This is a genomic window from Paenibacillus allorhizoplanae, from assembly GCF_927798215.1.
GTDB classification, from domain to species: Bacteria; Bacillota; Bacilli; order Paenibacillales; family NBRC-103111; genus Paenibacillus_E; species Paenibacillus_E allorhizoplanae.
Window position 1 is genome coordinate 163,900 of the sequence record NZ_CAKMMW010000009.1, and the last position, 13,026, is coordinate 176,925.

Annotated in this window: 14 protein-coding genes; 1 reads left to right on the forward strand and 13 read right to left on the reverse strand. The window is 43.4% G+C overall.

Annotated features, from left to right (window positions below):
* Positions 1-15: 15 nt before the first annotated feature.
* Positions 16-519 carry a nickel pincer cofactor biosynthesis protein LarC2 gene (gene larC2, locus L6I86_RS16905; RefSeq protein WP_338113419.1) on the reverse strand — a complete coding sequence of 168 codons (504 nt, stop codon included), beginning with the start codon at positions 517-519 and terminating at the stop codon, positions 16-18.
* A gap of 98 nt (positions 520-617) precedes the next feature.
* Between larC2 and L6I86_RS16910 the strand changes: the two genes are divergently transcribed.
* Positions 618-1,673, forward strand: coding sequence for a M23 family metallopeptidase (locus L6I86_RS16910; RefSeq protein ID WP_420851902.1), 1,056 nt, complete (start codon positions 618-620; stop codon positions 1,671-1,673).
* A 34-nt stretch (positions 1,674-1,707) separates the two neighbouring features.
* Here the strand turns inward: L6I86_RS16910 and yunB are convergent, their stop codons facing one another.
* The 12 genes from yunB to L6I86_RS16970 all read right to left on the reverse strand — a co-directional run bounded on the left by yunB (position 1,708) and on the right by L6I86_RS16970 (position 12,851).
* Positions 1,708-2,475 carry a sporulation protein YunB gene (gene yunB, locus L6I86_RS16915; RefSeq protein WP_236288928.1) on the reverse strand — a complete coding sequence of 256 codons (768 nt, stop codon included), beginning with the start codon at positions 2,473-2,475 and terminating at the stop codon, positions 1,708-1,710.
* A gap of 529 nt (positions 2,476-3,004) precedes the next feature.
* Positions 3,005-3,568 (reverse strand): 5' nucleotidase, NT5C type, encoded by a 564-nt coding sequence (locus L6I86_RS16920; protein ID WP_236288930.1) that lies wholly within the window; start codon positions 3,566-3,568, stop codon positions 3,005-3,007.
* 26 nt (positions 3,569-3,594) lie between these two features.
* Positions 3,595-4,239, reverse strand: a complete 645-nt coding sequence (locus L6I86_RS16925) for a pentapeptide repeat-containing protein (RefSeq protein ID WP_236288932.1) — start codon at positions 4,237-4,239, stop codon at positions 3,595-3,597.
* Between the two features lie 57 nt (positions 4,240-4,296).
* Positions 4,297-4,905 carry a sigma-70 family RNA polymerase sigma factor gene (locus tag L6I86_RS16930; protein WP_236288934.1) on the reverse strand — a complete coding sequence of 203 codons (609 nt, stop codon included), beginning with the start codon at positions 4,903-4,905 and terminating at the stop codon, positions 4,297-4,299.
* Positions 4,906-5,166: 261 nt separating this feature from the next.
* A complete protein-coding gene (locus L6I86_RS16935; protein WP_236288936.1) occupies positions 5,167-6,189 on the reverse strand; it encodes an ATP-grasp domain-containing protein in 1,023 nt (340 codons plus the stop codon).
* On the reverse strand, positions 6,186-7,019 hold the full coding sequence (locus L6I86_RS16940; RefSeq protein WP_236288939.1) for an HAD family hydrolase: 834 nt from the start codon (positions 7,017-7,019) through the stop codon (positions 6,186-6,188). Before L6I86_RS16940 ends, L6I86_RS16935 begins: the two co-directional genes overlap by 4 nt.
* On the reverse strand, positions 7,016-8,149 hold the full coding sequence (locus tag L6I86_RS16945) for a cysteine protease StiP family protein (protein ID WP_236288940.1): 1,134 nt from the start codon (positions 8,147-8,149) through the stop codon (positions 7,016-7,018). The genes L6I86_RS16940 and L6I86_RS16945 overlap by 4 nt, the downstream gene beginning before the upstream one ends.
* On the reverse strand, positions 8,122-9,537 hold the full coding sequence (locus L6I86_RS16950; protein ID WP_236288943.1) for a phosphoribosyltransferase family protein: 1,416 nt from the start codon (positions 9,535-9,537) through the stop codon (positions 8,122-8,124). Before L6I86_RS16950 ends, L6I86_RS16945 begins: the two co-directional genes overlap by 28 nt.
* Positions 9,482-10,585, reverse strand: coding sequence for an HpcH/HpaI aldolase/citrate lyase family protein (locus L6I86_RS16955; protein WP_236288945.1), 1,104 nt, complete (start codon positions 10,583-10,585; stop codon positions 9,482-9,484). Before L6I86_RS16955 ends, L6I86_RS16950 begins: the two co-directional genes overlap by 56 nt.
* A gap of 80 nt (positions 10,586-10,665) precedes the next feature.
* Complete coding sequence (locus tag L6I86_RS16960) at positions 10,666-11,412, reverse strand: TerC family protein (RefSeq protein WP_236288947.1); 747 nt, start codon at positions 11,410-11,412, stop codon at positions 10,666-10,668.
* Positions 11,413-11,631: 219 nt separating this feature from the next.
* The gene (locus tag L6I86_RS16965) at positions 11,632-12,213 is read right to left on the reverse strand and encodes a TerD family protein (protein ID WP_236288949.1); all 582 of its coding nucleotides are present in this window, start codon (positions 12,211-12,213) and stop codon (positions 11,632-11,634) included.
* Between the two features lie 38 nt (positions 12,214-12,251).
* Positions 12,252-12,851: a TerD family protein gene (locus L6I86_RS16970; RefSeq protein WP_236288951.1), complete on the reverse strand. Its 600-nt coding sequence runs from the start codon at positions 12,849-12,851 to the stop codon at positions 12,252-12,254.
* Positions 12,852-13,026: the final 175 nt, after the last annotated feature.

The following is a 13,026-nucleotide window of genomic DNA, read 5'->3' on the forward strand; positions in this document are numbered from 1 at the left end:
GCAAACGCCCTTCCATCACAATGGAAGGGCGTTTTTTTGTCGCTGTTGTTGCATAAATAATAACCTAACTTCCTCATAAACCATCTTCAGAGGTACTTCATGTATCCTAGCTACTTGTTCACATTCCTTAAATTCAGGTGCATACTGCACCAATTTCCCTGCGTGATAACCAACTTTTACCGTCAATGCTCCCCAAGGTGTTTCTACACGCTCAAATTCTCTAGCTAATCGATGACAAGATGCATGCAGATATCGAATGCCAAGTGTGGTTGTTTCACTAAAAATAATCTCCTCAATCAGAGACAATCGTCCTTCATCCACTAATACATTCAGCATGATTCCTGGACGTCCTCGTTTCATAATTATGGGTACCATGTATACATCATTTGCACCTGCATCAAAAAGCTTATCCATCACATAAGTCATCCATTCAGGATTCATATCATCCAAATTGGCTTGAACTAATAACATATGATCGTCAACATGCTCTTCTCTATGGTTAAAAGTCACTTTTCCCACCTCTTATTGGCATCATAGCAAATATTTCGAGGCAACGAAAGATCGAAGGATAAACAACAAGACATCCGTACATCCTAAGAACTAACATTTCAGGAAGGATGATAGAGATGCAAAGCAGAGCATTTTGGTCAAAGGTTCTCGTCCTTAGCCTCCTCCTATTAGCAATCACATTACCATCTTTTTCAAATATGGATGTATCAGCAGCTATGACAATTGACCAAATAGCTCCAGTAACTAGCTCCCAACCGACCAAACCTTCACAAGCGGAGCGAAAAGAGCTTTTTGAAAAAATAGGCTTACTCACGGGTATCCCCTGGACATACCTAGCTGCTGTAGATCAATATGAGAAAACAATGAACACTGCAAAAAAAAGAACAGTTCAACAAAGCATCACGAATATTTATTTTTCAGAACTTGTTTGGGCGGGTATGCTCAATCCAGATCCACAAGATTCCAATTTGAAAAGTATTTCCTTTTTCCATGGTTTAGGGCGGGATGGATCGGGAGATGGCATCGCTGACCGGGCCAACGATTTAGATGTACTAGCGGCTATGGCAGCGATCTTAGGCAATAATGGAACGAAAGTTGATAACTTACAAATGAACCTTTGGAATTATTACCACAACGCACGTAGTGTAGAACGCATCCGTCAATTCGCTGCGATCTATGAGTCTTTGGGCACATTAGAGGCAAATGCTCATGCATTCCCACTGCCTGTTACATCCAGCTATTCTTATCGGAGTACGTGGGGAGATAGTCGTGGCTGGGGCGGGAACCGTACTCATGAAGGCACCGATCTATTCGCTGGCTACGGTGTTCCTGTTAGAAGCACTTGCTATGGCATCGTTGAAATTAAAGGATGGAACCCTTACGGTGGCTGGCGGGTAGGCATTCGTGATCTAAACAACATTTATCACTACTACGCCCATCTTTCCGGCTTTCAAAAAACACTCAAAATAAACGATATCGTCAAACCCGGACAAACCATTGGTTGGGTCGGCAGCTCCGGTTATGGAAAACCAGGTACATCTGGTAAATTTCCTCCTCATCTTCATTTCGGACTATACCGTGATAACGGCTCAACAGAGTGGAGCTACGATCCTTATCCATCCCTACGAAGATGGGAGCGCGAAGATCGAGGTAAAAAGAAATAAACCCACTTTTCACGGTGGGTTTATTTTTTGGGGCTTATGGTTTAATTGCGCCCTCCTTTGGCGTAGAATTCGTTGCCCCTGAGAGCGGAATAGTTGGTAACGTTATGCTAGGTGGGCTGCCATCCTTCGAACTTCCCACTGGATTACCTTTATTGTCATAGTAGTAAGTAGGTACATCCCCCACAACAAGCGAATAGGAAATAGGAATTTCGGTTTCTACAATTTCAGTTTCTGAATCAAAAGGGATAATAACTGAAACCTCAGCAACAATGTGTACATATACTTCAAACATCACCATATTAATACCAGCATTTTGAGTTCGTGTGTTTAAATCCACCTTCACACTACCAACAGGAAGTAATCTGATCGGAATATCTGGGCCAAAAGAGGCGAGAATAGCACTATTCATAGCCTGCCCAAGGGGAATGTGATCTGCAATACTTTCCAGATTATTCAACTCCCCTTGGACCGTTTTAATTGCCTCCGAAGTAATCCTCATATGCTCATTATAATTCAACATAAAACCTGTAATTTTATTGTTTTTATCCATTTTCCAATCAATTAATTGCTCAGCATTCGTTCTCCCTGCCACATGATCAGCGATTGCACTATTTATCGCTTGCGTTGCAATCTGCTTAACCCTAACCTTCGCCAGATTCATCAAAGGCGGTCTTAGATTCCGTTCTATAAAAATAAAAAACTGAATGCAAAACAAGACTAAGATGAGCAAACCAATCCACAGTACCTTTTTACGGCTTGTTTTCACAGTTGGCCTGCTCCTCCATCGTCGTCTCTGCAGCATGCGTCTCCCCCTTTCTCCATGACCAATTCCTACTTATTCGCCATAAACCATTAGTACTACCTTATGCGGACATGTTTTGAAAAAGACGATCCAATCCCAGGCCAACCTACATGCCTAACGTACTTGCGCTCCCGTTTACATTTTCTTTTCAAACAAATGGCCTGGAGGCTTTCGAAGCCCCGAGACTGCGGCATATCGCGGGGCCAAACGGGGACTATTTGGGGAGCAACTAGGGAACGACTGGTTACTTGAGATTTGAAGAACAAAAAAACTTTCGTCCCCATCATTTGAATGGTTGCGAAAGTTTGGAATTAATTGTCTATGGAGTGTAGTTATCGTGTGAAAGTTTTTTACCGTCCTGAGCATAAAGGAGTTTTGTTCGCAGATTGTCATTGGGGTTTGTTCTTTTTGTAAATAGGAGCATCTCTGGCAGTGTACAGGTGCTCGAAAAAGAAGGAGAGCAAGATCTGCTCTCCCTTCAGCCAGGTGCTCGAATCGTATTGTAACGATGCGAGCACCTTCACTTTTTTTAACCCTTCATAAGTTCATCTAGCTCATCCCAAGACGTAATCCGCGGCAATTCCAGATGTTGATTATAGGATCTGTCCTTCACACAAATGCGGACAGGCAGGTGGGCTAATGTCTCCAGAACGGTCGGTTTATCATCAAAATAATAATCCAACTCTAGTGCCTCTATAATATGTACTTTCTCCGAATCACTCATCCCACAGAAGAAATGCCCCTCCGCGACAGGGAATCCATGATCGATCAACCATTGTCGTGTGCGCTCCGTATGCTCTTTGGCTCGAGCAGTGATGTAATACACCTCATGACCTTGCTCCACCAGCCTGTTCAAAACCTCACGCGCGTGGGGGAATAACGCACAGTCTGAATAATAAATCTCATCACGTAAGCTGTACCACAACTTCCCGCCTTCTTCCTTGGTTAGTCCAAAAGCACTGTGAATTTCCATCGTAGGCAAAGCATGAAACACCTCTAGCCCAATGTCCTGCTGCAGCTTCTGATTATAAATATGAAACGCATGCTCTCTTAGGTTAATGAGGGTATCATCAATATCAAATCCAAGTTTCACCGTCTAACCCTCCATTCACCTTGCCTCTATTCCTTTAATTTGATCCCAAAAAGACTTACAAATACCGAAGCCTGTCCTCTAGAAATGATGCATCCGCGCAGATCCTCAATACTTACACCTAAGCTTGTAAATTCACATGTGCTGAGATCGATTCCATCTAGTTTCGTACCCGTAAATTGTGCTTGTTCCAATTGACAAACCTCAAATTGTAGCTTTTGCAAAGTCGCTTCATAAAAATCAGAGTTGTTTAAAGAACACGTATGAAACGTGATTTGTTTGAGATTTGCCATTCGGAATGTCGCAAAATCCCCTAAGCAATCTTGAAAAAGGATGTTTCGTAATGTAGATCCCGTAAGATCCATGCCGATAATTTTGCAATTCCGAAATTCCGTTCTATGTATCGTTGCTTCTGTAAAGTCGACATTCGATAAATCACATCGATCAAAAATAACATCTGTAAATTCAATTTCTTTCATCGCTATTCGTGTGAATGTCACATTGCGAAAAATAACTTTATCAAACGCGACCTTATAGGCTGACTGATTATCAATGATGCAATCACTAATGATGCCAGTATGAAAACTATCCTCAGGTTCAAATTTCCCTTCTTGCAAGGTTATGACGGGCAATTCTTTAGGTATTTTGGGTGCATCTAATTTAAGACTACTCATGAATAACTCCTTTAACATAAGGTAATGGGCAAAAAAATAAGCCTTACCGGCTTACCTTTATAAAATGATCATCGTGGATAAGCTATGCAGCATGAAGAATAAGGATCCCCATTTTCTTTTGATATAATTCCGGCCACGGAAGAGCCTCGTCTTAATCGTAGAAACAGGTAAATTCACTTCTCGGCTGATGTCCTCTAAGGACATATCCAAATAATATTTGTAAACAATAAGGTCTTTATATTTTTCTGGCAGATCTTGAATCATTTGTTCTACCTGGCTATATGTTTCTTGTTCAATAAGCTGAAGCTCAGGCGTCTTCTCATGACTCACCAACTTCTCAATCAGGGGACGCTCATCATGGGATGGAAACCCACTTGTATCCATGGAGAGTTCTTTTTTCTTCTTCCGCATCAGATCAATCGTCACATTTTTGCCAATGCTAAAGATCCAGCTCGAGAAGTTTTTGGTAGCGTCAAATCGGTGTGAATTCAAATGTGCACGCAAAAAAGTCTCCTGAACAACATCTTCGGAATCTGATTTATTTCGAAGCATACGAAAAGCTAATCGATAAATTCTGTCCTTATACAGCTCCAGAAGTCGATTAAACGCTTTCGCATCTCCTTGACTCCACATTGTTGCAAGTTGACTATCGCTTAATTGCAGCATGTTAAATCTCCTTCACATAGTAAACTACCTATCTTCTATTCTACCAAATCGAAGCAAAAAAAAGAAACCTTTTCAGGCTTCAAAGATGACTATTTATCGATAAAATTGGACACATATTCCGCTTTCTCTGCACTTGCTATGACGATTAACGTTACAATAATCCCGAATAAGATAAATCCGCCTACGATCATACCGCGCACCCTCTTTGCTGATTGATACGAAATGATCATCTCTTATCAAAGATATGATGCGCGGCAGTGATTATTCACCAAGATTCATAATAACATATTGCTCAATATGGCTTGCCAATAGGCCAAAGGTTGGCTTTTGGACCTCAACATGCTCGCCAAGCAGCGATTTTACAGCTAGATAAGGGAAGTTAATGCCTGATAAACAAGTGACATGTAAACCGCCTGACATCCGCGGATTAATCTCCAACAGCTTCGGTACACCCTGATTGTATTTAACTTGAATATTATAATTAAATGGAATGCGGTAGGTAGCAGCTACCCGGTTAGCAAGTTCAATCAGCTCTGGTACTTCCTCCAACAACCTCAATCGTCCATCCGCCTTACGACGCGGGACAGCAGCAAGAAGCTCACCAGATACGGATGCTAAGCAATCTATGCTGTATTCATGGCCACCCAGTACTTCCATAACCATAACGTCATCAAAACGTTCCACAGTCGATAAGTTTTGGTAGGCTTGCTCTTTCGTGAGATACGGCATTACCGGTCCAAACATATCTGTGAGCGCATTCCGCGTATTGCTGATAATCCGAAATCCATTGCCGCCCTCACCATTCGTTGGCTTCATGCAGACGCCATGACCAGCCTCTGTAAGCGCATCGTGCGCCTTAAGAAACTCCTTAGCCGTATTCACCACATGATAGTCAGGAATCGCTACGATTCCCTTTGGCCGGATGGATTCGTAGAATTTCTGCTTTTCCATGAGATTTTCTAATAACTCCAAATCACGACAAACTGTTACACGTGTACCTATTTTCTCAAATTCATCGATATGCTTGGAAATCGCGTACATATGCAGTCTAGGAATAAACACATCAATCCCATGTTGTTTACAAAAATTCAGTGCAAATTCTACATAGTCGTCATCGCCAAGAACAGGCTCTGTATCTGCAAAGTCCGCTGCTTGCAGCGCCATGTGGGTACGATCGGGATGTGTTGCATACATCTTAAACTGAGCCCCATCCTCATTGTTACGGATACTGTTCATGTAATGATAAGCAACAGAGAACCAGCGGTTAAACCATACTTTTTTCATGAGGGCTCCTTTATGAGCAACTTTCGGTGCTCGCTATGTGTGGAATGAACAAATGTGGTGATATCATCAGCTGCAAAAATGCCGGATTCCTCCGTAAATCTGTATATCCCGGATGGCGTTATTTGTTCTTGGCGAAATAACTCTCCATGACCTGGAGCAATCGCGTAATCAGCGATGTCTAACAAGCTCTGATCCAGTAGAGAGTCACCGGAAGCAATGACTTTCCGACCATCAAGTCTTTGCTTCAGATGTGCAACTGCTGCACCCTTGCTCACGGCCTCAGGGACGATGTAGACCTTCCTTCCTTGCACGGAAGTGCGCCAACCCATCCCCTTCAAATGAGCGCTTAGATCGGCTATTTCCTGCACAGGCATGCGGTCGCGCTCGACGATATGGGAGTAGAAGAGAGCATCGCACCAACTTGAGCTGATCACCCAATCTTGGCTTAGCACGCCATGCATAACTTGCTGTACATCTTCGACAGGAGCACTCGTCTCGCTGACACGCGTCCTGACAAGATCTCGCCACTCCATATCCACCTTGCCGTCGATCAACATATTCCCCCCGTTGCTTGTAACCGCATATTGGGGTTTCAGAATTTGACTGATGAGATGTATTCGCTCATATTGGGCAATCGTTCGCGTTGTCACTGGGATGAAAATGAGTTCATTCATCAGCTCTTGTAATCGTTGATATGTGCTGGAGGACATATAGGATCTCACTTTGCCATCGATCAGCTCGGCAACCATGATACGATCTCCCAAGTGCTCAGCACGTTTTGCTGGCTGGGAATAGATTAAGGTCTGATCTAAATCACTGGCATAAATCATTCGGCATCCCCCTTCACAGATTGTATGAGGCCGCAACATGAATACGTGAGGCCTGGATACACCTCTACAGGTACACCGCGCGCCTCAGCTAGCAGCAAGATATGCCGAATATGCGGATTATCCATGCGATCTACCAATATCCGCCACGGTACTCTCCTAAGCAGAACACGAGTCGTTTCTCCCACACCAGGCTTAATCAAGTTGATATCAGCCATCTGATAGGTCGTCTGAATCGCTTGGATATCCCGTAGGCCATGCCAAGAAATTTCAGGTGGATGGGTCACAAAAGATTGAGCCATCTCCTGAGCTTCCTTATTTACCTTATTGAAAAAAGGAACAATCGATTCGATGAAATGATTTGACTGATCGTGATCCAACCATTCTTTGTAATATTTCGAGCCATGAAAATCATGGGGTCCAATTAAATCGTCGCGCAGCACTGTACGACTCAATAAACCAGAGACCGTCGAGTTCAGGCATGCACTCGGAATGAGAAAGTCCTCACGGGTTCCGAACATGTCTGTACAATGCCCAGGATCGGCGACTACAGCTAGATCATCGTCTAGGATGATCCCGTAATCCCTTGCCATTTTGCCACAAGCTTGGGTAAGCACGTTACGAATAGCCCCCTTGCCTGTCCACCCATCAATGAATTGCAGCCTTGCACCCGGATGTTTCTGCAACATGTACAAGAGAGCGTTCTCATCAATCCCTTTGCCTCGAATAATCGAGATACTATAATGCGGCAGGTTCATCTGGTGGATCTCTTGCAAGTATCGCTTGATCAGAATGCCTATAGGCGTGCCGGCTCTAGCCAAAGAAACAAGGACCGTGTTCGGCCCCTTCTTTGTTCGGATAAGCTCAGCTACCACACCTACGGATAGAGCTACTTTCTCTGCAGACAGCTCGAGGGTTTCTTGATAAAGGTTCAAATAATCCGAGGAAGGCAGATGCTCCTGTGGAAGCATTTCGGAATAGTGCGTTCCAGATTGGATAGCTCGCTCTCTGGCATCTAAGGCGACTTCCAGTTTTATGTTGCTGATATCCTTCAGTAGAAATGTCACATCACCAGGTGGATAACTCCCCATTGGTTGGGGGTCATCTATGCGTCTGGATTGCCAAGCTTCCATACCTTAGCCTCCTTCCAATCGACTGTTTGAGGCGAGAAGAAGACGATATGCAGGGTATGCAGTCCCTTTGCTTGAAGAATTCGCAGAATCGGCTCCATGGATGAAGGGGAAGCCTCTCTTTCCATAAAAAGAAAGAGCTCCTGATACGTGCCGTACGGGATATTGTAGAAGAAGTGCACGACTTGTTCATCCTCTGGAGAAGGGAAAGCATGACCATATTTCACCGCATAGTCTCCGTGTTCCATGACATGAATAGGGCTGCGTGTCGTCGATTGATAAGACACCCCTGAGCCCATCTCAGCAGCAATACGCATCGGGATATACATAAACTCTCCCGTGCCCACACAGAGTGCCTTATTCCCTGTACGTTTACGCTTGAGCAGCTCGGCCGTCTGCGTGATGGAACGATCCAGTTGTGCGGTATTGGAGGGGGTAAGTCCGAACCTTCCGCTATGTTGCAAATAGGGCCTGTTACCTGCATAAGGAGCGTGGGAGAATAGTTGATTCACATAAGAAATTTGCAGAAGTTCTGTGCGCCCCTCAGGTAAAGGGCTAGGCGCTTGCAATGGCAAGCTTTCGCTAGAGCCAACTACCTTCGTATTCCCGCGAATTAATGAGATGACGTGAACCGTAATATGCAATTCCTGCTCCAACTGGGCAAATTGTAGGATGTCTTCCTCTGTCCGCCAATCCAGCAGTGCTAACACGTAGTACATTTTCTTAGGGTATTTCCCTTGCAGGTCGCGAATGATATTAAGCGACGTTCGGCCTGTCGTAATTTCATCATCGACGAGAACGAGAATATCAGGCTGCGCAAGAATGGCAGGATTATCCGAATATCCATAGTGATCAGTAGCATGCGAGTGTTCTTCTTGGAATTGAAGAATGGACGGTGATTCTTCGATTACTTCACGTGTCGTGTGCAAATAATGGCTTCCTTGCCCAAAAGCTTCATAGACCGCATGCCCAATGGCCGTCGCTGTTTCCGCAAATCCAATGAAAGCAATAGGCTGCTTTAATGGTAAACGTTCAGACATAATCGCTTTATAGGCCGTTTCCGCTTTATCCGAGTATACTAGCCCCTCAACAGCCAGCTGTACCTTCTCTTCTAACTTCGTTCCTTGTAACGCTTCCTGCAATAATATCGCTAAAGTAGTTCCACTTAACAGTGACGTGTACGGATTCACCGGGATATGTTTGCCTAACACTTTGCTTACAAACAAAAAAGATCGTTTCTTATTAATTCTCGCCGCCATCGCGAATAAGGCGTCGAGCGGTATGTTGTGGGGATTGGAAGTCACGGTTACGTGCAGCTCCAAATCGCCTGCTATTTTATACGTACGCTCGGTTAGGCCTAGTGAGTAATCCATCAAAGGTTTGTTGTTCATGCAGCACCCCATAAACTTGTGATCGTAAAAGAATACGTTTCGCCCAATTGAAATGGGGTTTGAATTCATTCATTTTATTGCCGTAGACACTCTTCATAACCCCAAGGTCGCCATGATTGTTCTTCAGAATACTTATAGCATCCGTATATTCTTCATGTGTGACCGCATAGAGAGTTTGCACCGGCTTAATGTGCGTAGGATGAATAATCGTTTTGCCGATCAAGCCATTCTCTTTATCCAGCATCACTTCATGTAGGAGTCCCTTCACACCGAAATATTCCCAAACAGGTCCAGAAATCACGTTGTTGGCTTCCATACGACCAAAAATATTAATAATATCAGCGACACAATCCCGTATCGGGGCGATGTCATAAATCGTTCTGTCCGGACTTCGTCTCAGCCCAAATAAGCTTGAAAAGTCAGTTGCGCCAATCCGGATGTTCAAGACCAAATCCTTAAAATTCGTAATAATTTCATTAATCGCCAATAAGGTAAAAGTGCGGCTTTCTTTATAAATAATCGAGGCAGATTCCAGAATCGGTAATCCATATAAAATTGGTGCAGATGCCGATTTCTCATCATTGTAATTTTCTAGAATTTGAAAATAATCCTCGCCATTTTCCACAGTAAATTTCGGGAACACAATACCTGTTAGAAGGGCTACATGCTCTTCCAGTCTCTCTAGCACATAGTTCAATTGATTCACGCTTCTCACACGAATGAATATCAGCGGCAGATTCTCTGCACTTACAATACCAACTTCCATCCAATGGGCGATCTGATTCATTTGTCCAATAAGCGATTCTTCTGCAGCATGCACTTCGTTATCACCTACAGCATCCTCCAGATCAAGGACAACGGACACTAAGCCTTCGATTTTACCAAAAGCAATATCTTCTGCGAACGTACGTCGGGTCGCTGGCATGTACAGAGCAGCACCGACAGAATGAGCTAAAATGTCTTTGTGCGAATGATTATGGAAGGAATTCGGCGGTAAATAAAATAAAGCTTTCTCTTCATCCGCGGTTAAATAATTGAAATATCGCATGCCGATTCCTCCCTCTTTATTTCAATAAACAATCCCTCCATAGAGGAGGGATTGTCCATTGTCTACAATTATAAATAAGATTAAGATTCTTTTACGGATCCAGACTTGTTCTTTTTACGAAGCATGCTTAGAATGATCGTTCCTCCGAACAAGGCAATAATGACGGAGAAGAAGATCACATGTGAGATGTGGAAGCCGAATGCTCCAGCAATCATTTTAAGACCGATGACGATAATTAAGATAAACGCTGTTCTCTCCAGTTCCGGAATCTTGTCAATGAGCTTCAAGAAGACTTGCGCCACGCCTCTCATCATGAGGACGCCTAAGATACCACCTAAGAACAATACCCATACCTTGTCGCTCACACCAAATGCGGCAAGAACGCTATCGACACTGAATGCGATATCCATGATTTCTACGGCAAGAACGGTACGCCAGAAGGAAAGACCTTTATTCTTGACTTCCCCGTCTTCGTCGCCATGCTTCTTCATGAAGAGATTACTATAAGCAATCCAAAGGAGATACGCCCCACCGGCTACCTTAATCCAGGTAATCTGTACTAAGAACGTACCCACACCAATGGCGATAAACCTAAATATGTAGGCTCCTAATAGACCATAAAATAAAGCTCGTTTCTGTTGTTGCTTCGGCAAATGCTTAACCATTACAGCAAGTACTAGCGCATTATCTGCGGATAGCAATCCTTCGAGAAGGACGAGTGTACCGATAATCCCCCAGTTTACGGGATCAGTTAGTGTTGCTGAGAGCACATCCCAGCTAAAAAAATTCATGAAATTATCTACAAAGCTTTGGAAAAAGTCTGACATTAAGATGGACCCCCTGTTTTAATTGCTAATCATCCTGACGCGATCTTCCTCATCTATCTCATTCACCGATTACACGATTCGTCTACTCGGATCATTGAATTCCAATCCATAACGCAACAAAGCTGGTCAAGTGAATACCATTTCTCGAGTTGAATTGATTAAGAAGAGAAGGGAAGGTGATGCTCCGGAAAGCACCACCCTATTACATTAGACTTCCTATTAGGAAGTTTGTAAACCATAATCACGTGCCAAGCCTGCTAATCCGTCTTTATAACCGCTGCCGATTGCGCTAAATTTCCACTCGCCGTTATTGCGGTAAAGTTCACCGATAACAACGCCTGTTTCAATGGAGAAATCCTCACCAAGATCGAAACGAATTAATTCCGCGCCAGATCCCTCATTTAGCACACGCACATATGCATTGGAAACTTGTCCAAAGTTTTGCGCTCTTGCTTCCGCATCATGAATTGTAATACAGAATGCGATTTTCTCTGTTTCAGCAGGTACTGCGCTAAGATCAATGTAGATAACTTCATCATCGCCATCGCCTGCACCTGTACGATTGTCACCTTTGTGCTCGATAGAACCATTCGCATTTTTAGTGTTGTTGTAGAAAATAAAATCGGATTCGTTGCCAACTTTACCAGCTGCATTCGCTGCAAAAATGGAAGCATCCAAATCGAAATCCTTACCGCCATCATATTTGTTCGTGTCCCATCCTAAGCCAACAAGAACTTTCGTCAAACCTGGGTTTGTTTTCGTTAAATCGACTTTCTGACCTTTAGATAATGAAATAGACATGTGAAATACCTCTCTTTATATAGGATTTGGCAGAGCCATTATTGATATCTTTTAACCAATTGTCCAATGGTTGTATCTGTACTGCCTTCACCAACTGCACTGAATTTCCATTCGCCGCTGTGTCGGTAAATTTCACCAACAATAAGCGATGATTTGCCTGAATAGTCATCAGTTAAATTAAACTTAACCAACTCTTGTTGATTAGAACCATTCAATACGCGGATATAAGCGGATTGAATGAGACCGAAATCTTGCTTTCTATTCACACAGTCATAAATATTCACGACGAATACGATTTTACTCACATCCGCAGGAACTTGTCCTAAATTAATAGAAATTGTCTCATCGTCACCATCGCCATCTCCGGTACGGTTGTCACCAGAGTGAACGACTGAACCATCAGGGCTTTGTAGATTAGCAAAATAAATCACATGTTTCTGGTTGGTTATTCTTCCCTTTTCATCCAATAAAATCACGGAAGCGTCACAATCGATCTCAACTGCCGATTTCTTAGAGCCGAAGAACCCCTTCTTCTCAACAACTGCAGGATCCCAACCCAATCCAACCACAACTTTAGAAAGACCTGCGTTACCTTTTGTTAAATCAATCTTTTGACCTTTGACTAAACTGATTGTCAACGAGGTCACCTCCCTTCGCTTACCTGTTTTAGTGAACTCCCTTATCTGATACGCATGAAATTCAATCACGTTTCACTTTCCTGGGTAAATTATTTGTGAATTCGACTTTAGTAGTCAAAATCCCCCAGAATTCAAAAGAAAAACAGCCACAGGACGATCCTAGGCTGCGTTTTAT

What these genes read in the sequence shown, in the direction of transcription:
- L6I86_RS16910 (WP_420851902.1), top strand. Translation starts at nt 618, where the DNA reads ATGATAGAGATGCAAAGCAGAGCATTTTGGTCAAAGGTTCTCGTCCTT.
- yunB (WP_236288928.1), bottom strand. Translation starts at nt 2,475, where the DNA reads ATGCTGCAGAGACGACGATGGAGGAGCAGGCCAACTGTGAAAACAAGC.
- L6I86_RS16925 (WP_236288932.1), bottom strand. Translation starts at nt 4,239, where the DNA reads ATGAGTAGTCTTAAATTAGATGCACCCAAAATACCTAAAGAATTGCCC.
- L6I86_RS16930 (WP_236288934.1), bottom strand. Translation starts at nt 4,905, where the DNA reads ATGCTGCAATTAAGCGATAGTCAACTTGCAACAATGTGGAGTCAAGGA.
- L6I86_RS16935 (WP_236288936.1), bottom strand. Translation starts at nt 6,189, where the DNA reads ATGAAAAAAGTATGGTTTAACCGCTGGTTCTCTGTTGCTTATCATTAC.
- L6I86_RS16940 (WP_236288939.1), bottom strand. Translation starts at nt 7,019, where the DNA reads ATGATTTATGCCAGTGATTTAGATCAGACCTTAATCTATTCCCAGCCA.
- L6I86_RS16945 (WP_236288940.1), bottom strand. Translation starts at nt 8,149, where the DNA reads ATGGAAGCTTGGCAATCCAGACGCATAGATGACCCCCAACCAATGGGG.
- L6I86_RS16950 (WP_236288943.1), bottom strand. Translation starts at nt 9,537, where the DNA reads ATGAACAACAAACCTTTGATGGATTACTCACTAGGCCTAACCGAGCGT.
- L6I86_RS16955 (WP_236288945.1), bottom strand. Translation starts at nt 10,585, where the DNA reads ATGCGATATTTCAATTATTTAACCGCGGATGAAGAGAAAGCTTTATTT.
- L6I86_RS16960 (WP_236288947.1), bottom strand. Translation starts at nt 11,412, where the DNA reads ATGTCAGACTTTTTCCAAAGCTTTGTAGATAATTTCATGAATTTTTTT.
- L6I86_RS16965 (WP_236288949.1), bottom strand. Translation starts at nt 12,213, where the DNA reads ATGTCTATTTCATTATCTAAAGGTCAGAAAGTCGATTTAACGAAAACA.